Source organism: Arthrobacter sp. Y3221114, assembly GCF_059092625.1.
Window position 1 is genome coordinate 1 of the sequence record NZ_JBNHHW010000010.1, and the last position, 23,200, is coordinate 23,200.

Consider the following 23,200-nt stretch of genomic DNA (forward strand, 5'->3'; position numbering starts at 1 on the left):
GCACTCGGGAGGGTGTGGGAGAGTAGGTCGCCGCCGGACATTCTTTGAACACGGGAAGGCCCCGCCAACGATGGCGGGGCCTTCCCGCGTTTAACCACCAACCACCCCACCCAACCGGACTAGGCTGGGGCTATGAATTCGTCCTTGTTCTCCCATGCGCCGCGCGAGCCGGAACCATCCAAGAGCGGGGAACCGGTCCACTGCCGCGTCACCGTTCCGCGGGACAGCCGGGAGGCCTTCAGCGGTTTCACGGATCTCATTCATTTGTGGTGGCCGGTAGACAGCCAAAGCGTGGCCGGTGAGGGCAGCCACGTGGAGTTCGAAGACCACGTGCTGACAGAAACGACGCTGGACGATGAGGTCCATGTCTGGGGCGAGATTGTGGAATGGGCTCCCGGCAGCCACTTGCGCTGTACCTGGCACCCGGGCACGGGTCCCGGGTCCTCGGGCCTAGTCGACGTCGACTTCGTGGCCGCCGGCGATAACCGCACGGAGGTGCGGCTGACCCACTCCGGCTGGGAGGACATGCCCGAGCGCGGGCGGGAGCGGGCCGCCTATGCCGAGAGCTGGCCGCAGGTGCTCGGCCGCTACGTCCGGTTCATGGGAGGGACCGCGTGAGCAGCAAGCATCACGGAAGTGCCCCCGGCGGCATCGAGCGCGTGACTGACTCTTTTCTTGAGGACCTTCAGCGGGCGTTGCCCACAGGGTTGGTCAGCACGGAACCGGCGGATTTGGCTGCCTGTGCCACCGACCAAGGCCCGGTCCTCGACCATCAGCTGCCCATCGCCGTCGTCCGCGCGCAGAGCGTGGCGGACGTGCAGGCCGTGATGCGCGCCGCGCATGCGGCGGGAGTGCCGGTAGTGTGCCGCGGGGCCGGCACCGGGGTGTCCGGCGGCGCGCACGCGTCCAAAGGCTGCCTGGTGCTGAGCCTGGCGGCCATGAACCGGATCCTGGAGATCCATCCGGAGGACGAGATCGCCCGCGTGGAACCGGGCGTGATCAACGCCGACCTGAACGCCGCCGTCGCCGAGTATGGGCTGATGTACGCGCCGGACCCGGCCAGCTATCGCAGCTCGACGATTGGCGGGAACATTGCGACGAACGCCGGCGGGCTGCGCTGTGCCAAGTACGGGGTGACGCGCGAATCCGTGCTGGCGCTGGACGTTGTGCTCGCCGACGGGACGCTGATCCACACCGGCCACAGGACGTTCAAGGGCGTCGCCGGTTACGACCTGACCGGACTGTTCGTTGGCTCCGAGGGAACCTTGGGCGTGGTGGTCGGAGCGACGCTGCGGCTGCGCTATCTGCCTGCCGCCCTGGAGACGGTGGCAGCGTTCTTCCCCGACGTGGCAACTGCCGCGGCCGGGGTTTTGGCGGTGGGGCGGGCGCGGGTGCAGCCGGCGATCATGGAACTGGTGGACGGAAACACCCTGGCGCAGCTGGACCGGGAGCAAGGTTCCAACCTGCGCAGCCGCGGCGGGGCGCTGTTGCTGATCCAGACGGACGGCTATGCGGCCGAGGTGGAAGCCGGCATCATCCGCGGGGTCCTCACCGGGCTCGGCGGCGAGATCAAGGCGGCGGACACCGCCGAAGCGGTCCGGCTGATGGATCTGCGCCGGCACAGCCGCGGCGCCGAGGTGGACGATGATTACCGGGTGGGGGAGGACGTCGCGGTCCCCCGGTCCCAGCTGGTGCACTACATCAACGAACTGCAGAAAATCGCCGAGCGCCACCGCGTCGGACTCAAAGTGGTGGCACACGCCGGCGACGGCAACCTGCATCCGACCTTCTGGGTCGGACGCGGGGACGCGGCCAAGGTGGCAGCGCTCAACGAGGCGCTGGACGAATCCATCGACGTCGGGCTCGCGCTAGGCGGCACGATTACCGGCGAGCACGGCATCGGGCAGTTCAAGGTGCGGTGGCTGGGGCGGGAGCAGCGCGAAGAGGTGTTGGAACTGCAGCGCCGGCTGAGGGATGTGTTCGACCCGCGGGGGTTGCTCAATCCGGGCAAGGCGTTGCCGGCGCGGATCTCCGAGCCCACGTCGGCCTGAGCCGGTCCGGTCGCGCGACATGCGGGCCGGCCGCGCGCCCGCCACGCGTAGGCTGGTGGCATGAGGAAAGAGACGTTGTGGGAAGAAATGAAGCGCCGAAATCCGGGCCATTCGGCCTGGTACATCCAGCGCTTCGAGCAGATGCGCGCCGAAGGCACCGACCTGCACGGTGAGGCCCGGCTGGTGGACGCGATGGTGCCGCGCGGCAGCCGGATCCTCGACGCCGGCTGCGGACCGGGGCGGCTGGGCGGCGAACTGGCGCGCCGCGGACACACGGTGGTCGGCGTCGACATTGATCCCGAGCTGATCGAAGCGGCCCGCACGGACCATCCGGACTGCACCTGGCTGGTCGGCGACCTGGCGGAGCTGGACCTGCCCGCCCAGGGCATCGCCGAGCCGTTCGACGTGATTGTCAGCGCCGGCAACGTGCTGACCTTCCTCGCCCCGGGCACCTCGGGCGAGGTGCTGCGCAACCTGGCTGGCCACCTGGCTCCGGCGGGCCGGCTCGTGGCCGGGTTCGGCGCAGGCCGGGGTTACGACTTCGACGAGTTCTTCTCCGACGCCGCGGCGGCGGGCCTGACGGCCGACCTGCGGTTGACCACCTGGGACCTGCGGCCGTTCACCCCGTCGTCGGACTTCCTCGTGGCAATCTTCAGCAAGACCGGAGGGCAGCAGCAGCCCGGACCCGCCTGAGCGCAGTCAGCCTTCGTCGGTCTCGGCCGCGTCCAGGGCGGCGGCGGTTCGCGCATCCGGATTGAGCATGATGGCGGCCTCGTCGCGGCGGTGCCGCAGCACCGTATCGACGTACGACTGCACTGCCTCCGCCAGCGGCACGTTCCGGTCCTGCGCCTCGGAGATATACCAGCGGTGCTCAAGCACCTGGTGGACCACCTCGGCCGGTTCCAGCTTGCCCGCCAGCTCGCGCGGGATGGCCCGGACGATCGGTTCGAAGACATGACGGACCCAGCTGTGGGCGCTGATCTCCTCGCTCTGCTCCGGCTGGTTGTCCGCCCGGTAGGCATCCAGGTCGTTGAGCAGCCTGCGTGCCTGGTTCGCCTGCACATCGAGGCCCGTGAGCCGCAGCAGCCGGCGCTGGTGGTGTCCGGCGTCCACCACCTTGGGCTGGAGTTGGATGGTGGCTCCGTCGGCGGTGGTATTGATGGAGAACTCCTCCACATCGAACCCCAGGTCGTTTAGGCGGCGGATGCGGGCGTTAACCCGCCACCGCTCACCCAGGTCGAACGATTCCTGCGCCGTCAATTCCACCCACAGCTTGCGGTAGCTGTCCATGATCCGCTCGCTGGTCGCCACCGGATCCACTCTTTCCTCGAGCAGCCCGCCCTCGACGAGGTCCATCATCTCGCCGGCGATATTCACCCGGGCGATCTCGAGGTCGTGCTCGCGCTGGCCGTCCGAGAGCCGCTGGTGCAGTTCGCCGGTTTCGGCGTCCACCAGATAGGCAGCGAACGCTCCGGCATCCCGGCGGAAGAGCGTGTTGGACAGGGAGACATCGCCCCAGAAGAACCCCACCAGGTGAAGGCGCACCAGCAGCAGCGCCTGCGCGTCGATCAGGCGGGTCAGGGTCTCCCGCCGCAGCGTCTGGGAAAACAGGGCGCGGTACGGCAGCGAGAAACGAAGATGCCGGGTGACCAGCACCGGTTGCAGGGGAGTGCCGTCGGTGCGCAGCCGCCCGGTCATCACGGCCACCGGTTCCACACAGGGGATAGCCAGCCGCTGCAGCTTGCGCAGCATCTGGTATTCGTGCCGGGCGGCGTCTTCGCCGGTCTCCTTGATCGCCACCACGCCTGCGCCCAGCGGAGCGAACCGGACCACGTGCCGGGACAGCCCGCGGGGCAACGCGGCCAGGTTTTCCGGGGGCCAGTCTTCGAGGGCCATATGCCACGGCAGATCCAGCAGCCGCTCGTCGGTGGTAGCCGCGGTGATGCTCAGGGACGCTATCGACGCGGCCCCGCCGGACAGGGCCGTGTCCGCGGCCCCCTGGACGGGGCCGCCGGTGCCGGGATGGTCAGCCATGATGACTACATCCTAGGCTCGGAGACCTAGTCGGCCGTCTTGCCGGCTTCGATCGGAGTATTGAGGTCCGCCACCGACGCCGGCGGGGTGTCGGGGGCATGCTCGCCCAGCCGCAGCCCGTTCTGGGTGTCGAACAGGTGCACGTGACCCTCCTTGGGCCGCACATACGTGGTGCTGCCGGCCGGCGGCGGGGTGCGTCCGTCCACGCGGCCGGTGATGTCGTAGCGCTTTCCGTCCAGCTCGGTGTGCCCGTAGACGTATGCATCGGCGCCCAGTTCCTCGACGACGTCCACGAACACCGCGAGCCCCTGGCCGTCCTCGGCGCGCTCCAGGTCCTCCGGCCGGACTCCCAACGTCACGGTGTTTCCGTGCGCGGCGTCCAGCAGGTCGCGCGGCACCGGGTATGTCAGGCCGCCGAACTGCACACCGCCGTCGGTCACGGGAAGTTCGAGCAGGTTCATGGCCGGCGAGCCGATGAAGCCGGCCACGAAGACGTTTGCCGGCCGGTCGTAGAGGGCGCGCGGGGTGTCCACCTGCTGCAGGATGCCGTCCTTGAGCACCGCCACGCGGTCGCCCATGGTCATGGCTTCGACCTGGTCGTGGGTGACGTAGACGGTGGTGACGCCCAGCCGGCGGGTCAGCGAGGCGATCTGCGTGCGGGTCTGCACGCGCAGCTTGGCGTCCAGGTTGGACAGCGGTTCATCCATCAGGAACACCTGCGGGTTCCGCACGATCGCCCGGCCCATCGCCACGCGCTGGCGCTGGCCGCCGGAGAGCGCCTTGGGCTTGCGGTCCAGGTACTCCTCCAGGTCCAGCAGCTTGGCTGCCTCGCGGACCCGCTCGATGCGTTCTTCCTTGGACACGCCGGCGATCTTCAGGGCGAAACCCATGTTGTCGGCAACGGACATGTGCGGGTACAGCGCGTAGTTCTGGAACACCATGGCGATGTCGCGGTCTTTCGGCGGTACGTCGGTGACGTCGCGGTCGCCGATCAGGATCCGTCCCGAGTTGACGTCTTCCAGGCCGGCCAGCATCCGCAGCGAGGTGGACTTGCCGCAGCCCGACGGGCCTACGAGGACCAGGAACTCGCCGTCGGCGATCTCCAGCTTGAGGCTGTCCACCGCAGGCTTTTCGGTGCCCGGGTATAAGCGCGTGGCATTGTCGAACGTTACCGTTGCCATGTCGTTTCCCTTCACGGGCAGGTACGTGCCCGACGATCCGTAGTGATGGGTGCGTATTCAGTTTCCGAGCCCGCCGCACAACGGTGTGAGGCGGTTCACGCCCTCAGTATGCCACGGCTGTCAACGCGCCCCGGGCCGGCCGTGCGTACGCCGCGCTAGGCCGGCCGGGCAGCGGCCCGCAGCCCGGCCAGCAGGGCCAGCGCGGCGGCGAACGTCTGCGGCGAGTCCACCCGGTAGGCCGCGGCGGTGTCGCCTGGCCCCACCTTGACGCCGACGTCGGAGTCCCGCAGCACGGCGAAGGCGTGTTCGTCGGTGACGTCGTCGCCGGCGAAGAAGACCGCCGTCGCGCCGGTGAAAGAGCGCAGCAGTCCGAGGCCCTGGCCCTTGTCGGCACTCAGCACCGACGTCTCCAGCACGCGCTTGCCGTCGCTGATGTGCAGCCCGGGGACCTCCCGGAGCGCGGCGCGGGCCCGCTCCGTGGCCGCCGCCGCCACGTCGTCGGCGGCCGTGCGGGTATGGAGTACGACGCCGGCCGGCTTGGTTTCCAGCCGGGTGCCCGGGTGGGCGGCCACGACTTTTTCGACGACGGCGGTCGCCGCCGCCAGCGCCTGCTGCTGCACTTCGTCCAGCACCAGGGGAGGGCTGTCCGGTCCGGTGAAGACCTCCCCGCCGTGCGAGCCGATGAGCAGCGTCCGGTCGTCCGGGGAGGCGACGGAGCGCAGGCTCGCCAGCGCCCGGCCGGAGATGAAGGCCGTGGACGTCCCCGGCAGGGCAGCCAGCGCGGCCACGGCGGCTGCCGAGGCCGGCAGGGGACGGGCGTCCTCCGCCCGCGGCACGATCGGCGCCAGCACCCCGTCGAAGTCCAGTGCCACCAGCAGCGTCTCGGTGCGGGCGAGATGCTCCAGCGCCGCCCGCAGCTCCAGCGGCACCAGATCCCGGCCGGCACCGGCACCGGTGCCGGGGACACCGGCGTTAGGGGCACCGGCGTCGGGGGCGCCGGCGTCGGGGACTGCGGGCACGCGCGGCTGCCCCGCGTCGCGGCGCTCAGTCATCGGCCTGCGGCTGTTGGAGCGCCTTCAGGAACGCGCGCGACCAGTGCTCGACGTCGTTCTGCAGGATCTGCCGGCGCATGGCCCGCATCCGGCGGGTGGCCTCGGCCGGCGGGATGTTGATCGCCCGGACGATGGCATCCTTGAGCCCGTCGATGTCGTGCGGGTTGACCAGGATGGCCTGCTTGAGCTGGTCGGCGGCACCGGCGAATTCGCTGAGCACCAGCGCCCCGTCCACCCCCTTGCGGGAGGCAACGTACTCCTTGGCCACCAGGTTCATGCCGTCGCGCAGCGCGGTCACCAGCATCACGTCCGCGGCCAGGTAGAGCGCCACCATTTCCTCCACCGGGTAGCTGTGGTGCAGATAGCGGATGGCGGTGTTTTCCAGGGTGTCGAACGTGCCGTTGATCCGGCCCACCGAACCTTCGATTTCCTCGCGCAACAGCCGGTAGGATTCGACGCGCTCGCGGCTGGGCGAGGCCACCTGGATCAGCACGGCGTTCTGCACGTCCACCTTGCCGTCCTCCAACAGCTCGCCATACGCCTTGACCCGGTGCCTGATGCCCTTGGTGTAGTCCAGCCGGTCCACGCCCAGCAAGACGGTGTCCGGGTTGCCCAGCTCCTGCCGGATCTGCTCGGACCGGGCGATCACATCCGGCCTGTTGGCCAGCTCGCTGATATGGGCCACATCGATCGAGATCGGGAAGGCGCCGGCCCTGCAGAGGCGGGCACCGCCGTCGTTATCAACCACGTGCACCTGCTGCTGGCGCACATTGAGCCCGCTGAAGCGGCGCACGCAGCGCAGGAAGTTGCTGGTGTCGCTGGGGCGCTGGAAGCCCACCAGGTCCGCGCCGAGCAGGCCCTCAATCACCTGCCGGCGCCAGGGCAGCTGGGCGAAGATCTCCAGCGGGGGGAACGGGATGTGGTTGAAGAAACCGATCTTCAAATCCGGGCGCATCTCGCGCAGCAGCTTGGGAACCAGCTGCAACTGGTAGTCCTGCACCCAGATGGTTGCGCCTTCGGCGGCGATCTCCGCCGTGGCCTCGGCGAAGCGCCGGTTGACCGCTTTGTAGCACTCCCACCAGGCGCGGTGGAACTCCGGCGGAGCAATCACGTCATGGTAAAGCGGCCAGAGCGTGGCGTTGGAGAAGCCTTCGTAATACAGCTCTACGTCGTCGGCGCTCAGGGTCACCGGGACCAGGTGCATGTTGTCGTGGTCGAACGGGTCGACTTTCTCGTCCGGCACCCCCGGCCAGCCCACCCAAGCGCCGTCGCTCTTCGCCATCACCGGGGCCAGCGCCGTGACCAGCCCGCCGGGCGAGCGCCGCCAGGGGCCCTGGCCGTCGTCCTCGGGGGCGCGGTCCACCGGCAGGCGGTTGGAGACGACGATCAGGTCGTACTCCCCGTACTGAGGTCCTTCTGCTTCCAGACCGTTCATCTCTGCGGAATTCGCCAACTGACCTCTCCTTTGTGTATACCGTCCTGTTCATGACTTTATAAGGAATGGCAACCTGAGGCTTCTCCGGGGCGCACTGAAGCAGTAAACGTGAACGCGGCCACTCGTTCCGCCTGAACATTGAAGTTGCAACTAAACTAGATCTGTAGTGCCCTGCCTGGGCGAAGCAGACCAACAAGACGCGAGGATCCATGGCTACCCAACACAGCCCTAAGCCGACCAAGGCCGAGCGCACTGCTGCGGCCCGCGAGAAGGCCCGCCAGATACGCGAAGAGCAGCAGAAGCGCGAAAAGCGGAACTCGCTGCTGGTCAAGGGCGGGGTGGTCGTCGCTGTCCTGGTGATCATCGCTGTGATTGCAGGGGTTGTGATCACCAACCAGCGCGGGCAGGTAGCCGATACCGGTGCCGCGCCGGCCCACGGCAATGAGTTCGGCGGGTACACCATCACCCAGGACGGGCTGGCGGACACCGAGCCCATCCAGGTCGACGTGAACAACATCCCGGAACCGGCCGCCACCGAGGGCGATACCATCGTGCCGCCGGGGGTTGCTGCCGCACCTGAGGGCGAACCGGCCAACATCGTGGTGTACGTGGACATGGGTTGCCCGGTCTGCAAGGACTTCGAAGGGCAGTACGGCGGGTACCTGACCGACCTCACCTCCTCCGGCGAGGCAACGGTGGAGTACCGGGTGGCGACCTTCCTCGACCGCGTGTCCACCACCAACTACTCGTCCCGTGCGGCCAACGCCGTGGCCTGCGTGGCCGACTCCCACCCCGAGGCCTTTAACGGTTACCTGACCCAGCTCTTCGCGCAGCAGCCGACGGAAGGCGGGGCCGGACTGGACAACGCCACCCTGGCGAGCATCGCCGAGTCCGCGGGAGCAACCGACGTTGCCTCCTGCATTGACGACGGCGAATTCCGCCCCTGGACCGCGTTCGTGAACCAGACGTTCAACGAATACCAGGTTGGCGGCACCCCGGCGGTCTTCGTTGACGGCCAGAAGTGGACGAACTCCGGCAACTTCCAGGAGTTTGCCCAGGGCATCATCGACGCCCGCGCCTAAGCCATCCGCCGGGCTGGTCCCGGCCAGCATCCAGGCGGCGGTTGCTGCGGTTTCACGCAGGGCCGCCGCCTGGGCTAACCTTATCTAGCCGGTTTTGTCCGGCACGCTGGCTCTTAGGCCAGCACGCCTCCTTAGCTCAGTTGGCCAGAGCACCTGTCTTGTAAACAGGGGGTCGCCGGTTCGAATCCGGCAGGGGGCTCCGCGAACCCCTCTCTGACTAGTCAGAATGCGAGTCGAGAGGGGTTGCTTTGCGTCTGGATTAGCGAAATCCAAGAATATTTTAAGAATTGGTAACTGCTCCGGACCTTGCCCAAGGAGCGCGAGCACGGTGCAGTGGAGAGGCGTCGGTACAGGTCCGGACACATGGGCGGAAAGCAGCCAACAGGGCCGCTGACCGAGTGAAACAGGACCCCATGGCATCCAGCAACGATCCGACTCGCATTGCGCCTTCGTCCGCTGACCTGCCGAAGCAGCTCCTGACACGGGCCGAAGTTGCCCAGTGTTTGAAGATGGCACCAAAGACCCTCAAATATGGCATCAAACCAAGCCGACTCTGGACTTTGTCCATTGCCCGATACCTTCTGGGTAGGGTGCGTTCCCTCCCCTTTTTGCATATCTGAAGTATGGAAGAATCGTATTGCCAATGTTGCGTGAGCCTGCTTAGTGGGGTGCGTCAGGGTGGATGCTGCGGGTCTCGGAGCGCTGGTTCGTTCTGCGGATCCAGTCTGCGGGGTAGACCTTGGGTAGGATCTTGGCCACGGCCAGCGCGGCATACATGACGGTGTTTATGGCGACGAAGGCGGCCAGGACAGCAAACAGCTCGGAGTAAAGGATTGATTCGGGAAGCAGGATTCCGGCAGGCAGTATGAAATAGGCGCCAGTCATGATTGGGCCGCCTTCGCTGGCGCGGGGACGCTGCGCGTGACGTGCTTCCAAGTGGCCTTCCGACCCAGGGATATGTCGATGATCCCCTTGACGTAGACGATGTTCAAAAACATGTCGAAGCACAGTTCGGGCAACAGCGTGAGTGCCAGCGCGCGAGCCCGCCAGCCGCCCTTCCACACCGTGACCGTCCGTTCCAGGGCGAACAGGGCACCCATCCCGAGCCAGAATGGGAACAAGATCCACTCATCAATTGAGAGCGCCATCAGCGCGATGAGCAGCAGGTAGGAGCCCAGGGCGATGACGCCGTAGCCGATGCCCAGTTGCTGGGCCCAGTAACGAAGCGTCTGTGGAGTGACGCCGTAGGCGCCGATGTTCTCCAGGGCACCGCGCTGCCAGCGCAGGCGCTGTGCCCACAAGGTGCGCCAGCTCGGCATCAGTTCGGTGACGACGGTGCACTGCGCCGGGGAGATCGTCAGGGCGCCGAGGGACTTCAGTGCGATGGTCAGCTCGTTGTCTTCCGTCAGCGCCGCGGTGTCATAGACGTCACCTGGCTTTCCTGGAATCGACTGTCCGCGCTGCAGTGCCACCGCGCGCAGCGCAGCGGGACGAAAGAGGGAGGCGGTGCCGGTGAGCACGAACACCCGGCCGCGCCGGCGGCGCATCTCACGGGCGTAGCGGATGTACTCGTTGCGTTGGAACTGGCCAAGCAGCCCGTGCCCTTCCTCGCCGTAAAACAACCCGCCCACCGCCATCAGCGCGCGGTCGTCTGTAAAGCGTTGGACCGCGGCCGCCAGAAAGCCGTCGTCGAGTCTGGTGTCGGCGTCCATCACCATCACGACGTCGTTGTCGCCTTGGCCCGGCAGCAGCTTATTGAGCGCCTGGTTGAGCGCTCCGGCCTTCTTCTGCGTGTTGCCGACTGTTTCGAACACTTCGACCCCGGCTTCGGCGGCAAGGCGGACGGTAGAGTCGGTGCAGTTATCGGCGACGACGATAATTCTTTCCGGCTTGTGCGACTGCGCCAGCAGGGAAGCGATGGTTTCGGGGAGGGAAGCCTCCTCATTGTGCGCCGGGATCAATGCGGTCACCGTAACCGGGCCTGCGTAGACACCGCGGGTTGTGGCCATCACCGGCCTCGGAGCCAGGGGAGTTGCCCGGTGGTCGGTGGAGCGGCGCGATCTGGTCGACACGAGCCGCTCGAGCAGCGCTAGGCCGGTCACCAGCAGAAGCGCCAAGGCTGCGGCCGCCAGAATCACCCGCGCGGGAGGAACCTGCGTGTCGTAGAGGAAGCTCCATAACCCGAAAATCACGCCTTCGGAGGGGGGAGCGGGCGCTTCCGGACCGTTTGCGGCAACGGCGGACCAAAGCGTCGCAGCCGCGCCAGCCGCAGTCACCGCGATGACTGCGCCAACTCCTCGTTGGAACCGCCCCCGTCCCATACGCCCGCTCTCTGCTGAAATAAACGTCTCAGCTGAAGGATAGCGGGTACCGGTTGCGGGCCTGCGGAGTTGACCTTTGCGTTTGCTTAAGTTGTTATGTGACCCGCGGTGGTGGCAGGTGAACACGTCGGAGCACCCCCAGGCCGCAACCATCGATGACCGCAGTGCGGCATTCAGATGGACGCGGAGCAGGGCAGGTACCGTTAGCGCGATGTTGAGCGCGGCGGGTGGTCCGGACACATGGGCCGCCATGAGTTCCCTCCGTTCCCGCACCGCCGTCCCTGCTGCGCTTCTTGCGGCCGCCGTCGTTCTAGGGTCGGCCCCGGCCGCCTTGGCATCCGAAACCGCGGCTTAGGAGAAGCACGCGCAAGAGCGGGAGATCAAGATCAATCTGGGCACCCTGTTTGGGGCTCCCGCGGCCAAATAGGCGCCCCAGCGGACAGCGGAAGAAGGGGCAGCAGGCGCCGGCCGCGCCGGCGGAGCATCCCGCGGGCAGCGTCGCTGGTCGCGGCGATCGCCCGCTCGATGGGTGTCGACGAGGCGCTGGCCTTGGCGTTCGGCCGAGCAGGAAGGGGGCTTCGCTCCGGGTGCCGTTTCCTCCGCCGGGGCGCTGGGCGTCATGCAGGTGATGCCGTTCAACCAGGAGTGGGCCTCGCAGCTGGCCGGCCGGCCGCTGGACCTGGCCGACACGGAAGACAACATCACGGCCAGGGTGATTATCCGGCATCTGCTGGAGATCAGCCCGGATCTCGATACCGCGATCGGCTCCAACTACGAGGGCTTCCATGGCGTGACGTCGGACTACCCGCTACCCGAAACGGTTGTTTACACGGAATCGGTCAAGTCACGGATAGCGCAGTTCTCCTGACCCCTAGCGGCCAAACTGGGCATTGAGTGCATAGCAACGGCCACCTGAAAGGAGGCCACCTTGGCCCTTGGCAACAAACCCGATTCTGACCAGGCTAGCGTTATGTGATGAAAATCCCACTGCTTTGCTGGGCCGTTGACCGTTAGGCCAGTGCCTTGGTGAGGTGGCAAGGCCGTCTGCTTGTCGTGCAGCGCTATGCAGCCAAAGCAGCCAGCCAGCGCGGTCATATGGTTGGTGTCTTGGGTGGGCACCATCGTGCTACTTGGCATCTGGATCAGTCGACTCGTTGCGGCTGCGCCATGACGACGAATTACGGGCGGTCTCGGGAATGGGTCCGTGCACGGAGAGAGGACCAGGCTCGCAGCGGTTGCAATCTTGGTTGGCCCTGGCGCGACTTATCTCAGTGGGCGATCAGAAGTTTCACTGCAACGATAACGCTGGCGACGATGGCAAGAGCGATACCGCCCCACAGCGCACCTCCCTGGGCGGCCCTGCCGGTCAGCCTTTGGACGACAAGGCCGATGGAGGCAAGTCGGACCAGGATCAGCACAGCTGCCGCGGCAAGTCCAAGCCGATCGTCAAACCGCCCCACTGCAGAAAGGCTGACCATAACCGCTGGCATCAGCCCCGATGTCAGGATCGGGCCGGCATCCATGACTAATCGAAGCATTTCCGTTCGGGAGAGTTTGCCGCCCACTGCTGATGCACTGAAACCGTTCGCGAGGATGTGAGCGCAAAAGGTGGTCAGCGCTGTTCCTAGGATGTAGATGAGAGCTTCACCCGTGCGGACCGCGGACGGAGTGGAGGCGACAATGGCCGCCAGCACCAAGACATTGCCGTACACGTAGGCGGAGATTCGGCTTACTGCTCTTGGGCGATTCACCAGTCCGTCGGTCCGGCGGCGCAAACCCCGAATGAACAATGGTTCGCGGTTGGTCATGTCTATAGCCTATTCCGGTGCAAAGCCGCACTGTTTCCGGTCAGGACTGACTGCACGGCATAGGTGTTCCTGCCTGGCTTCCGCTCGTGCTGCTAGCCTTGATGGCTTACTACGAGGACCGACGACCCCTTGCGTCACGTCAGCTTCGAAAGCGCTGCTTGGTCCTTGTGTATCCTGTCCGTGGATGGAGGAGTGCTGACGCCGGACCGAAAGCGCTTCTCGCCTTTGATCATCCTGCGTTAGCGTCTCAACTGCGAATGACACGGATGCTGTAGTCGACACTGTCCAGCATGCTGCGGTTGCCGAACCTTTCGTCCTTGATCCAAACGACTCCCATTTCCGGGGCAGTCTCTTCCACCCAGCCGCGATAACGTGCGCCGTCGGGGCTAGTGGCTTCAATCTGGTCCCCGCGACGAAGAGCGGAGACGTCATTCAAGCGGGCAGAACCGGGAGTACGTTCGACCGGATCGGTCTCGGAAGTCATAGAAGTTTTCCTTTCTCTAGCTGTATGGGGACGCTGTTGCAAGGACGACCTCGGTGCTGTCCACCTCCTGCCCCTAGGTCGTTCTCCGCAAAATGAGTCCAGCCCACGGTTATCATGGCCATCCCTAGGGGCGTTCTGCGTTTTACATGAAATGGCTGAACGTGTCCGCGCCGAAACTCAGTGCCCGCAAAGCTGATTTTGGCCTTGGTCTGACCGCTCCGGCCCAAAGTTTTTTGCTCTGCTCCTGCCTGTGTTGGCTATGGCGATGGTCAGTCTGGAGAGTACCTCCGCCGGCGTACCATTGGAGGCCAGTTCGGTGAAGTGCGCGTATTCGGGAAGCGAACGGTAGGCGGCGCGGAACGAGTTGAGGTCATTGAGAGTTTCCTTGTCCGTTCCGCGTGCCAAGACTCGGCGATGCGCCTGTTCGGGGTCGATCACGAGGTGGATGATCAGATCAGGTTTTGGCAGCTTCCTTAGGAGGAAGGGAAGAAGGCGTCCTCGGGGGAGGCCCCGCGCCTGCCGCAACGCCAACTGGCAGTGCAGGTGACGGTCCATGATCACCAAGCCCGGATAGTTGCGGATCCGGGCATGGGAGATCAGCACATTGCCAGTGCGGATTATTGTCTCCACCGCATCCGCAAACCGCGGAGGGATCCGGACCCCGCACCGAGCGCTAAGCAGCGCTAACCTGCGCCGGCCGGCGTAGTTCCCGAGCAGGAGTGCGTCCTTGCCGTCTCGCCGTGCGGCAGTAACCATTGCCCGTCCGGCCGTTGTTTTTCCCGAGCCATCAATCCCCGTCAAAACAACCAGCAAGATACCTCCTTCTCCTCATAATTCGCTCCAACGGCACCCGGACCCGACGCATGCAACTTCGGCGAAGTCCGTCGTTCGGAAGGCGCCACAACACCCATACGTCCCGGGAGGTGGGGGACGCCTATCAACGCCGGAGTGCACCCATTACCCCAACGATTAGTGCCGCCGAGTCGTCCCCATCGGCACCTGATGCGCTGTTATCGCTGCTGCGGGTAGATACGGACGGTTCCTGCAGCGATGTCGTTTTCACCGTGGCGGTGACCGGGCCCGATCATTGTCGGCTCTCTGAATGATCCGATGATCTGGTTGGATGGTGCTTGGTGTGGGCCGCTGCTGGCCTACCAGCAGATTGGTATAGCCTTCTTCTGAGCTTGACCCTCCCGACAGATTGGACCAGTCGTGCAGACTGAACGAGTTCACGCACAGGCAGCGGAAGAGAAGACGGGCAAGCTTGCCTTGGGACTATCTCTCTTGGGCCTGGCACTCTTCCTGGCCGGCCTGCTGCTGCCGACGGCCTGGGCGCTCATGTGGGCGTCGTTGCTGCCGTTGCTGGCAGGCCTGATCGCCGGCCTCATGGCGCTATCGACTGGTTCAGGCAGAAAGCCGGGAGTATGGGCGATCATCATCGCAATGCTGCCGATTCTCGCGGCAGCCGTCTTTGGTGGGCTCGTCTGGATGGCGCTCTCCAGCGTTTCGTTCCTGTAGCGGGAGCCCGCACCCGCTGTGCGTGCGGGCGCCCTCTGATCATCAGGAACCAGCAGAGTGGTCGATAAGGGAGCCAGCGGGGCTGCGCTAGGCTGCCGCGGCGGATTTCAGCTCGGGGCAGGGCCATTCAACGAGCCGGACGAAGTTGCCGTCCTCGTCATAGCAGCAGTCCTCGCAGATCACGGGTGCGGGCAGTTCGTCGCAGGCATCGCAGCGGCCGCACGAGTTGGGATCCATGAAGTCGATTCCGATGCCGCGGGAATGTGTCTTGGCCATCTCGTCCTCCTTTTCTCCATCTGAGGTTGCTGCCAACCTAACACCGGCCTCTGACAGGATCGGAGATTTCAACCGGCGTTGTCCGGACCGGCCGGGAACCGGGGCAGCGAAGGCAAAAGGACTTACCCTTTGGTGCCGTTAGGAGTGAGGAGAGGCATCACGGTAACCCTCCGCCGTCGCCGGTTGACATGCAATTTGGGCGATCCGAGGCACTGTCGTGATCTGCCCTGGGCTGGCACCTCAACCCATTGTGTGCCCGCCAATCGGAGCCTACCCTAAAAGCCAAGGGTAGGAGTTGGCCATGGAAGTCACCCTTTTCGTTATCGACCTCGTACTCGCCTTTGCCCCTTTTATGGTGCTGGTGCTCGTGCCGAATCGACGGGAAGGCAGACCCATGGCCCCGCACCGTCGCTCCACTTCCGGCTTGGCAGCTTCCCGACGGGCCAGGAAGAAGGTAGTCCCGGAAGGGGCCGGGAATCCAGTCCTCCCAGCGCCGTCGGCTGTCGGTGCAGGAACCGCGGCCACAGTGCGGCTGCGGCCAACCCGGCGGCCCACCCGACCTAGATTCCGCCGAGGCCCAGGACGCCACGCCCGCGGACCGCGATGAACGGGAGCATGGCGCCGGTGTGCTGGAACACCTTCTATTGTGCTGGCCTTGTTTGCCTTCCCCTCCCGCTCCGGAGCCCCTGAACCCACGGAACCGATTCTTGTCGGCGGCCTCTTCCTCGACCGCGAACACTAATGATCCGTGAGCCAGCGATTCCTTTCCGCTCTCGTCACCTTCATATGCTCGGCGCTCCGGCGTGTCCGCCGGGACGGGATGAGGCGTCTGCCGTAGACATGAAGGGACATGGAGAAGAAAAAGCCCCTCGCATTAGCCGGCTTGGCGCTGGCCGTCCTGCTGTCCGCCTGCACCTCGCCCGCCGAAGCAGATCAGCCCCTGGCCGCCCCCACCATCGAGGTGACCGGCAGCCCCGAACCGACCTTGGTCCCCGAAACCACGGAACCGGCCAAGAAGACGGAGGAGCCCAAGGGCCCACAGTCCAAGGAACCGGCGGAGGAGGCTGCCGCCGCCGGCACCGCCCTGGAACAGCTGGAGGGCATCGCCATCAAGGGCCGCGCCCCGAAGACCGGATACTCGCGAGATCAGTTCGGTGACGGCTGGCTGGACCCGGACCGTAACGGCTGCGACGCGCGTAACGACATCCTCCAGCGCGATCTGGAATACACGATTCTCAAGGCCGGCGGCTGTGTGGTCACCTCAGGGGTGCTGGCCGATCCTTTCACGGCCACGACCATTGACTTCGTCCGCGGCAATAAGACCAGCACCGCCGTCCAGATTGACCACGTTGTCTCCCTCTCGGACGCCTGGCAGAAGGGTGCCCAGCAGCTGGCCAAGAACCAGCGTGAAGTCTTCGCCAACGACCCGCTTAACCTGCTTGCGGTCGACGGGCCCACCAACGGCTCCAAGTCCGACGGCGATGCCGCGACCTGGCTGCCTCCGAACAAGTCGTTCCGCTGCGAGTACGTGGCCCTGCAGACTGCCGTCAAAGCCAAGTATGGACTCTGGATGACCCAGGCAGAGCACGACGCCATCAAGAACATCCTCTCCAGTACCTGCCCGGACCAGCCGGTCCCGGCCGACGGGGGAGTGGACGTGCCCGTGGCCGCCGCGCCGGCGGCGCCCAAGCCGGCACCAGCGCCAGAGCAACAGCCTGTACCGGCACCTGTCCAGGAGGCGCCGGCCGGCGGGAACGTGTTCTACAAGAACTGCACCGCCGTGAAGGAAGCCGGTGCGGCCCCGATCCGGGCCGGCGACCCCGGCTGGGACACCAAATTCGACCGCGACGGCGATGGAGTCGGCTGCGAGAGCTGAGGCGGGCGGATTAAGGAAGGGCCCGACGCCCCCGTACCTTTGGGCGGGCGGTCAGTAGCGGCGCCGCAGTCTCAGCCGGAGGGGGCGGCCGTCGGGGTCGAAGAGGAGGCGGTAGGCCGGGGCGGCGAACCGGCGCTGCCAGGGCGACCCCTTTGCCGGGGTATGGCAGCGCAGCCGTCCCTGCGGCCGCGGCAGCAATCGGCCTGCACGGTACCAAGCGTCGAGCTCGTCGGCGCTTGAGCGGACGGCGCGGACCGCCTCGCGGGGATCGAGGAGGTCTGCGTTATTGCCGGGAACGCGTCCCAGATGTTCGCAGAGCAGCCGCAGGCGCAGGTCGCGGGCGAACGGGCGGGCGCCGTCACCGAGTTTGGCCGGGTCTGGCGGGTGCCTTGGGTCGCGCTGTTCGTCGAGCACGGCGGCCGTGAGTTCGGAATCGTGGCTCCAGGACCGCCGGTTCAGGTTGGCGCTGCCCACGGCGGCCCAGACGTCGTCGACCACACAGACTTTCGAGTGGACGTAGATCGGCCAGCCGCTCCCGTTTTCGATGTCCAGCATCAACAGCCGGTCGCCTCCGGCCTCGTGGACCATGCGCCAGGACAATCCCTGACCGAACAGCGCCGGGGGAACCTTGAGCCTGCCCTCCTGGTCCGGGAACCGGGGGCAGACGGCGATGACATGGAGGCCGGGATTGCGGCGCAGGGCTTCCGCGAAGACCCGGCCGACGTCGGCCGACCACAGATATTGGTCCTCCACGTACACCAACTGTCGTGCTCGTTGCAGCGCCTTCGCGTAATCGCGGGCCACGCTGCGCTCCCCAACGGGTGCGAACGGGTACCCCGCGGAGCGCTTGGGGTACGTGCGCAGCAACTGCACCTGGCAGCGGCCCGCGGCCGGCGGTGCCGGCCGCTCTGGAGGCAATCGGGAGGCCTTCTGCGGCAGGCCTCGCATCACGTCTGGCAGCCGGTGCCAGGGCAACCGCGTCATCGGTGCGGGATCGTTCCAGCGCTCTCGAAACACCTTTTCTACTTCGAGGACAACCGGTCCGCGCAGCAGCAGCTGGACGTCGTGCCACGCTGGAGTCGGTCCGTAGGCGCTGGCGAAGTTGCGGGGCTGCGGGTCCCCCTGATGGGTCTCGTCGTCGCCGCGGGAACGGGCCAAATCCATCCCGCCCACGAAGGCGACGTCCATGCCGGGATTGGCCGCGCGCCGGATCACCACGAATTTTTGGTGGTGGCTGCCGAAGCGGCGAACGCGGTGGTCGAGCAGCATCTCGGCGCCCGATGCGTTGACGTGGGTGGCCAACGCCCGGTTCTGTCTCAACGTGCCCACTATCCACGAGGGATGGGATCGCCAGAGCAACCCCCTGACCTGTGCTCCGCGCCGCGCGCTGCGGCTCAGCGCCTCCGCCACGGTCAGGTCGGCGGTGAGAATCTCTTCGGCGTCCATGCGCCACCCGGCAACGAGGATGAGGTCCCCTGGCCCTGTCGCATCCAACTCGGCGGCCAAGAGCGGGAAATACTCCCGGCCGTGCAGCAGCACGCGCACCTCGTTGCCGGCTGACCACGGGAGCAGCCGCGTAGCGTCGTTGCCCCGCTCGGCTCGCGACAGCAGCCATTGTTCGAGGCAAGGGTCCTTGGCTCCTCCGGCCGGTCTCATCCCAGCATCATGCCCGCCCGTCCGGCACCGGGCAATGCACAGTCCCCCGGGCCGGTCCGTGATACCCGACCCAGGCTCGGCTCAGCGGCTCCACTGCGTGCGATAAGTGCTCCGATCGACAGTGCCGCCCACGTTGTTGCCACAGTGGCCAGCGGACACGAACGCCTCTACGGTGGTGAAGTCATTTGCGGGATTCGGGGTCCTCGTCTCCGATGTGTCCGGCGGCGTTGGCGTCGAGGACGCGCTGGACGAAGGCGGAGTACTCCTCCATGTAGTGGCGCAGGAAGGCCTGCGTGGACTCGTCCCTGACGTCGCCGTCGGCGCCGTAAACGTCCGGATTGAAGCTGATGTAGGCCTCCGGTGCGTTGAGCTGCGGGGCGTCGAGGAAGCTGAGAACGCTGCGCATGTTCGACTGCATGACGGCGGTGCCGATGCCTCCCGGGGAAGCGCCGATGATGCCAGTCGGTTTGCGGGCGAAGGAGTTGGTCCCCCACGGGCGGGACCCCCAATCGATGGCGTTCTTCAAGGCGCCGGGGATGGACCGGTTGTATTCCGGCGAGATGAAAAGGATGCCGTCCGAGGCCTCCACCGCTTCCTTCAGCGCCCGGCCCTCGGCGGGGTAGTCCGCGTCGTAATCCGAGTTGTAGAGGGGGAGGTCCCGGATGGGGATCTCGTTGAATTCCAGATCCTCCGGGGCGAGCTTGATCAGCGCCTTCGAGAGGGTGCGATTGATGGAGCCACTGGCCAGGCTCCCGACAAAGTATCCGATCCGATAGTTGGGCACGACGATTTTTCCTTCCAGTCAGCCAGCCGGAACCGGCTTTCTTCCTGTGGCCGCAGGGACCCGGGCCCGGCTGATGTCAGGCCCCTCCCGTACTAGCACGGCGTGCCGTGCACCACCAGACCAGCCGACGGGAACAGGTCCAGCGATCGGAAAGAACTTCTGCACTTTTCCGGGGAGGAGTTCAGCTGAGCTGCGGCCCTCGGGGGAGGAATGCACGGGTGCTGGCCGGACCCTCGACAGCCCGGCTGCCCCCGTCGAGAATGGACAGACCCGGCCCGCCGGCAGGCGGGCACACCTCGATCGGAGGAGCACGCGGTGACCGAAAGCAATGTCGAGGCAGAGACCACGGCCGCGGCCGCCGTCGTTCGCCACCACACCGAGATGTTGGCCCGGCTGCAGGCAACGACGGCGGAGCTCACCCGGGGCATCGACACAGGAGACGAAGACACCGTCTACAACGCGCACGGCATCCTGCTGGAGTGGGGCGAACGGGAAATGTTGCCGCACAACGAGTTGGAAGAAGCCAAACTCTTCGGGCCGGCCGGTGCGACCGGAGAAGCTCGGCTTTTGGTGGAGTCGCTGCTGACTGACCACCAGGCGCTGGCCTCGCTGCTGGATGAACTGCGGGGCGCCGAGGAACTGGAGGCGGCCACGGTTGCCGCGTCGATGCGCAGCGTGTTCGCACTGCACATCGAGAAGGAGAACAGGCTGCTGGTGCCTTTCATCGCCCGGACTCCGGACTTGTCCCTGTCCACTGCGGTGGAAGGCCTGGTGGAACTCGTCGGCGAGGCACATGTGCATGCGCCGGACGAGAGCAAGCACGCCCACGGCTGAGGGCATGCAGGCAGTAAGCGTCACGGAAGGGAGCAATGTTGTGAGCGAAGACCGCCCGGAACTGGATCCGGACATCCCGCAGAATGAAGACGGCATCGTCATCGAACCCGGATCCGAGATCGACCGGGACCTTGAAGCCACGCTGCCGGCGGACAGGGACGGCGCAGGACCGGAAGGGGAGCAGCCCGAGGGCCGGGAAGACTAGCCCGGCAGGACCAGCCCCCGCGCTCGCCGGCCAGGAGCACGGCTGGACGCCGCCGGCCCTATGGCCTCCGGCGCTCGCGGGTCAGCTGCCGATGATCAGGGTCTGCCAGCCGCCGACGCCGATGACCGCCCGCGAGCCAAGCTTGTTGGTCAACACCGGGTAGTGGTACAGGTTGCCGCGGGTATCGCGTGCCAGCACACCTTGCTTTCCGTCGCCCAGATGGTCCCGGATCAAGGACAGGTGGGTCATCGCATTCCAGCCGGAGGAACCGATGATCCGCCTGGTCTCGGAGATGAATTTGCCGGCTCCGTTGGACCGGTACAGCTTGAGCTGGCCCGTGGTGGTTTTGGCGACCACGTCCATCTTGGCGTCGCCGTCGATGTCGGCCGTGAAGATCGGCAGGGACTTCCAGCCGGTGCCCAGTAGCGTGCGGCTGCCGTGCTTGAGCCCGGCCGGGTTCGGGTAATAGTAGAGCCGGCCGGTGTCTGTGTTGCGGGCCAGCAGAGCCGGGTAGGGGTCGGCCTGTTTCCACGCGGTGACGGTGACGTCGTAGCTGCCCCAGCCAGAAGCCCCGATGGTGGCTGCATTTTGCAACCCGCCGTCCGGCTTGCCGAAGTGCGCCGTCAGTTTGCCGGACTTCCACCGCACCACCACATCGAGCACGCCGTCGGCGTTCCAGTCGGCCACCTGCACCTGTGCCACACCCTTGAACCCGCCCGCGACATACCGGCGCTTGTAGAGGTCATGGCCCTTGGCCGAGTCGTAGGCGTAGAGGTTCCCCGTGGAGTCGACGGCTGCGACATCGCCGTGCTGGAAGCTGGCGCGGACCATGCCTGGATGGGGCGGCAGTGTCGCCCGGGTGGTCGCGTAGCCGGCGATGTTCGCGACGGCCACGTACATCCCGTACCAGTCCTTGTGCGTGGTCTTCATGTACCCGATGCCTATGTCGGTGGCATTGGGGCTGAGCAGGCCGGCCCGGTGGGCGGGGGAGTTCATCCACCAGTCCACCACCTGCCGGGCGTTGTTGTTGATCGCGATGTTCTCGGTGTACCAGTCGAAACCGCGCGGGATTTGCACGCTTCCGTAGCCCGGGCGATGGATTTTGCTCATGTCCAGCGTGTTCTTGTTGATCCGCGTGTTCAGTTCCTCGGACCACTGCTGGGCGACATTGCCGACGTTCTGGTTCCAGACCACCGGCGACAAGCCGTTCTGCTTGCGGTAATCGTTGGTCAGCCGCAGCACCTCGGCAACGAAGGGATCCTGGGCGGTACGGGTAACCGCCGCAGCCGGCGAAAGTCCGGCGAAAGCTAAGGCGAACAGCAGGACGGTGGCGATGAATGGTTTAACAAGAAGGCGCACATCATTCAGGGTACGGGTTGAACGTTAAATACACGATGGCGGGACCTCGGCAAAGGCCCCGCCCGCCCCAAAAAGCACTACCAAGACGAGTACGACGACGGTGGGAGGCTTTCCCGGGAAGCCTCCCGCCGCCGGCGAACGATAAGGCGTGCCGAACCGGTATCTCGCGCCTATTCGGCAGGCCGTGGCGCCTACTCCGCCAGTTGCTCCCGCACCAGCGGGGCCACCTTGGTGCCGTAGAGCTCGATGGAGTTCATCAGCTGCTCGTGCGGGAGGGTGCCCAGGCTGTACTTCATGTCCCAGCGGGACAGGCCCAGGCCCTTGACGACCTTCACGATCTTGGTGGCCACGGTCCCCGGGGAGCCGACGAACAGGGCGCCGTCCGGGCCAGCCTCGGCTTCGAACTGGCCGCGGGTCATCCGGCTCCAACCGCGCTCGCGGCCGATCCGTTCCTGCATGTCCGCATAAGGCAGCCACATCTCCTCACGTGCCTGCTCGTCCGTGTCCGCGATGTAGCCGGGGGAGTGCGCTCCGATGGGCAGAACCGGCTTTTCGAACTGGTCCAGCGCCCGCTGGTAGAGATCCGTAAACGGCGCGAAGTTCATCGGTGCCCCGCCGATGATGGCCAACATCAGCGGCAGGCCGTAGTGGGCCGCCCGGACCACAGACTGCGGGGTGCCGCCGACGGCGATCCAGGTTTTCAGGCTGCCGGACGCCGTGGGCGGGTAGATCCGCTTGTTGTCCAGCCGCGGCCGGGTGCGGCCGGCCCAGGTGACGGGCTCTTCCTTGAGCAGTTCGGTGAAGAGGTGGAGCTTCTCGTCGAAAAGGATGTCGTAGTCGGCCAGGTCCAGGCCGAACAGCGGGAAGGATTCCGTGAAGGAGCCGCGGCCCAGGATGACTTCGGCGCGGCCGTTCGAAGCGGCGTCCAGGGTGGAGAAGCGCTGGAACACCCGGACGGGGTCGTCGGAGCTGAGCACGGTCACGGCCGAGCCCAGGCGGATGCGGCTGGTCTGGCCGGCGATAGCGGCCAGCACCACGTCCGGCGCGGACACGGCGAAGTCCTCGCGGTGGTGTTCCCCGATGCCGATGAAGTCCAGGCCCACCTCGTCGGCCAGCTTGGCCTCGGCGATGACGTTCCGGATGACCTCATCGTGCGCCAGGAGCTGCCCGTCGGCTCCGGTGGTGACGTCCCCGAAGGTGTCCAGCCCGAGTTCGATTGTCTGTGCCACGCGGTGGCCGCCTTT

23 protein-coding genes and 1 tRNA gene are annotated in these 23,200 nt (G+C 66.2%); 10 read left to right on the forward strand and 14 right to left on the reverse strand.

The window, feature by feature from the left end; genetic code table 11:
• Positions 1-132 precede the first annotated feature (132 nt).
• The 3 genes from AC5RV3_RS17385 to AC5RV3_RS17395 are packed head-to-tail and all read left to right on the forward strand — an operon-like array spanning position 133 to position 2,744.
• Entirely contained in the window at positions 133-618 is a 486-nt protein-coding gene (locus AC5RV3_RS17385) for an SRPBCC domain-containing protein (protein WP_494123152.1), read from the forward strand.
• Entirely contained in the window at positions 615-2,051 is a 1,437-nt protein-coding gene (locus tag AC5RV3_RS17390) for an FAD-binding oxidoreductase (protein WP_494123153.1), read from the forward strand. The genes AC5RV3_RS17385 and AC5RV3_RS17390 overlap by 4 nt, the downstream gene beginning before the upstream one ends.
• A gap of 60 nt (positions 2,052-2,111) precedes the next feature.
• Positions 2,112-2,744, forward strand: a complete 633-nt coding sequence (locus tag AC5RV3_RS17395; protein WP_494123154.1) for a class I SAM-dependent methyltransferase — start codon at positions 2,112-2,114, stop codon at positions 2,742-2,744.
• 6 nt (positions 2,745-2,750) lie between these two features.
• Here the strand turns inward: AC5RV3_RS17395 and AC5RV3_RS17400 are convergent, their stop codons facing one another.
• From AC5RV3_RS17400 to otsA, 4 genes are all read right to left on the reverse strand, one after another.
• Positions 2,751-4,085 (reverse strand): DUF4032 domain-containing protein, encoded by a 1,335-nt coding sequence (locus AC5RV3_RS17400; protein WP_494123155.1) that lies wholly within the window; start codon positions 4,083-4,085, stop codon positions 2,751-2,753.
• A gap of 26 nt (positions 4,086-4,111) precedes the next feature.
• Entirely contained in the window at positions 4,112-5,266 is a 1,155-nt protein-coding gene (locus AC5RV3_RS17405; RefSeq protein WP_494123156.1) for an ABC transporter ATP-binding protein, read from the reverse strand.
• Positions 5,267-5,421: 155 nt separating this feature from the next.
• Positions 5,422-6,318: a trehalose-phosphatase gene (gene otsB / locus AC5RV3_RS17410; RefSeq protein WP_494123157.1), complete on the reverse strand. Its 897-nt coding sequence runs from the start codon at positions 6,316-6,318 to the stop codon at positions 5,422-5,424.
• A complete protein-coding gene (gene otsA / locus AC5RV3_RS17415; protein WP_494123188.1) occupies positions 6,311-7,753 on the reverse strand; it encodes an alpha,alpha-trehalose-phosphate synthase (UDP-forming) in 1,443 nt (480 codons plus the stop codon). The genes otsB and otsA overlap by 8 nt, the downstream gene beginning before the upstream one ends.
• Positions 7,754-7,962: 209 nt before the next feature.
• Here otsA and AC5RV3_RS17420 point away from each other — a divergent pair, with 209 nt between their 5' ends.
• Both AC5RV3_RS17420 and AC5RV3_RS17425 read left to right on the forward strand, forming a co-directional pair.
• Positions 7,963-8,835, forward strand: a complete 873-nt coding sequence (locus AC5RV3_RS17420; RefSeq protein WP_494108375.1) for a DsbA family protein — start codon at positions 7,963-7,965, stop codon at positions 8,833-8,835.
• Positions 8,836-8,960: 125 nt separating this feature from the next.
• A tRNA-Thr gene (locus AC5RV3_RS17425) sits at positions 8,961-9,034 on the forward strand.
• A gap of 461 nt (positions 9,035-9,495) precedes the next feature.
• Here the strand turns inward: AC5RV3_RS17425 and AC5RV3_RS17430 are convergent.
• Both AC5RV3_RS17430 and AC5RV3_RS17435 read right to left on the reverse strand, forming a co-directional pair.
• Positions 9,496-9,720 (reverse strand): hypothetical protein, encoded by a 225-nt coding sequence (locus tag AC5RV3_RS17430; RefSeq protein WP_494123158.1) that lies wholly within the window; start codon positions 9,718-9,720, stop codon positions 9,496-9,498.
• Positions 9,717-11,408 (reverse strand): glycosyltransferase family 2 protein, encoded by a 1,692-nt coding sequence (locus AC5RV3_RS17435; RefSeq protein WP_494123159.1) that lies wholly within the window; start codon positions 11,406-11,408, stop codon positions 9,717-9,719. Before AC5RV3_RS17435 ends, AC5RV3_RS17430 begins: the two co-directional genes overlap by 4 nt.
• 277 nt (positions 11,409-11,685) lie before the next feature.
• Here AC5RV3_RS17435 and AC5RV3_RS17440 point away from each other — a divergent pair, with 277 nt between their 5' ends.
• Entirely contained in the window at positions 11,686-12,024 is a 339-nt protein-coding gene (locus AC5RV3_RS17440; protein ID WP_494123160.1) for a lytic transglycosylase domain-containing protein, read from the forward strand.
• 400 nt (positions 12,025-12,424) lie between these two features.
• On the opposite strand, the gene AC5RV3_RS17445 is transcribed toward AC5RV3_RS17440, so the two are convergent.
• From AC5RV3_RS17445 to AC5RV3_RS17455, 3 genes are all read right to left on the reverse strand, one after another.
• Positions 12,425-12,964, reverse strand: a complete 540-nt coding sequence (locus AC5RV3_RS17445) for a hypothetical protein (protein WP_494123161.1) — start codon at positions 12,962-12,964, stop codon at positions 12,425-12,427.
• 247 nt (positions 12,965-13,211) lie between these two features.
• A complete protein-coding gene (locus AC5RV3_RS17450; protein ID WP_494123162.1) occupies positions 13,212-13,448 on the reverse strand; it encodes a hypothetical protein in 237 nt (78 codons plus the stop codon).
• A 177-nt stretch (positions 13,449-13,625) separates the two neighbouring features.
• Positions 13,626-14,261: a nucleoside/nucleotide kinase family protein gene (locus AC5RV3_RS17455; RefSeq protein WP_494123163.1), complete on the reverse strand. Its 636-nt coding sequence runs from the start codon at positions 14,259-14,261 to the stop codon at positions 13,626-13,628.
• A gap of 399 nt (positions 14,262-14,660) precedes the next feature.
• On the opposite strand from AC5RV3_RS17455, the gene AC5RV3_RS17460 reads away from it, so the two are divergent.
• A complete protein-coding gene (locus AC5RV3_RS17460) occupies positions 14,661-14,966 on the forward strand; it encodes a hypothetical protein (protein WP_494123164.1) in 306 nt (101 codons plus the stop codon).
• An 87-nt stretch (positions 14,967-15,053) separates the two neighbouring features.
• On the opposite strand, the gene AC5RV3_RS17465 is transcribed toward AC5RV3_RS17460, so the two are convergent.
• Positions 15,054-15,242, reverse strand: coding sequence for a hypothetical protein (locus AC5RV3_RS17465; RefSeq protein WP_494112883.1), 189 nt, complete (start codon positions 15,240-15,242; stop codon positions 15,054-15,056).
• Positions 15,243-16,092: 850 nt separating this feature from the next.
• On the opposite strand from AC5RV3_RS17465, the gene AC5RV3_RS17470 reads away from it, so the two are divergent.
• Positions 16,093-17,118 (forward strand): GmrSD restriction endonuclease domain-containing protein, encoded by a 1,026-nt coding sequence (locus AC5RV3_RS17470; RefSeq protein WP_494123165.1) that lies wholly within the window; start codon positions 16,093-16,095, stop codon positions 17,116-17,118.
• Positions 17,119-17,169: 51 nt separating this feature from the next.
• On the opposite strand, the gene AC5RV3_RS17475 is transcribed toward AC5RV3_RS17470, so the two are convergent.
• Positions 17,170-18,774 carry a phospholipase D family protein gene (locus AC5RV3_RS17475; RefSeq protein ID WP_494123166.1) on the reverse strand — a complete coding sequence of 535 codons (1,605 nt, stop codon included), beginning with the start codon at positions 18,772-18,774 and terminating at the stop codon, positions 17,170-17,172.
• A gap of 181 nt (positions 18,775-18,955) precedes the next feature.
• Complete coding sequence (locus tag AC5RV3_RS17480) at positions 18,956-19,558, reverse strand: NADPH-dependent FMN reductase (protein WP_494123167.1); 603 nt, start codon at positions 19,556-19,558, stop codon at positions 18,956-18,958.
• Between the two features lie 315 nt (positions 19,559-19,873).
• Here AC5RV3_RS17480 and AC5RV3_RS17485 point away from each other — a divergent pair, with 315 nt between their 5' ends.
• The gene (locus AC5RV3_RS17485; RefSeq protein WP_494123168.1) at positions 19,874-20,392 is read left to right on the forward strand and encodes a hemerythrin domain-containing protein; all 519 of its coding nucleotides are present in this window, start codon (positions 19,874-19,876) and stop codon (positions 20,390-20,392) included.
• Positions 20,393-20,432: 40 nt separating this feature from the next.
• Positions 20,433-20,597, forward strand: a complete 165-nt coding sequence (locus AC5RV3_RS17490; RefSeq protein ID WP_494123169.1) for a hypothetical protein — start codon at positions 20,433-20,435, stop codon at positions 20,595-20,597.
• Positions 20,598-20,678: 81 nt separating this feature from the next.
• Here AC5RV3_RS17490 and AC5RV3_RS17495 read toward each other — a convergent pair whose 3' ends face one another.
• On the reverse strand, positions 20,679-21,956 hold the full coding sequence (locus AC5RV3_RS17495) for a CAP domain-containing protein (protein WP_494123170.1): 1,278 nt from the start codon (positions 21,954-21,956) through the stop codon (positions 20,679-20,681).
• A gap of 191 nt (positions 21,957-22,147) precedes the next feature.
• Positions 22,148-23,185: an LLM class flavin-dependent oxidoreductase gene (locus AC5RV3_RS17500; RefSeq protein ID WP_494123171.1), complete on the reverse strand. Its 1,038-nt coding sequence runs from the start codon at positions 23,183-23,185 to the stop codon at positions 22,148-22,150.
• Between the last annotated feature and the right edge of the window lie 15 nt (positions 23,186-23,200).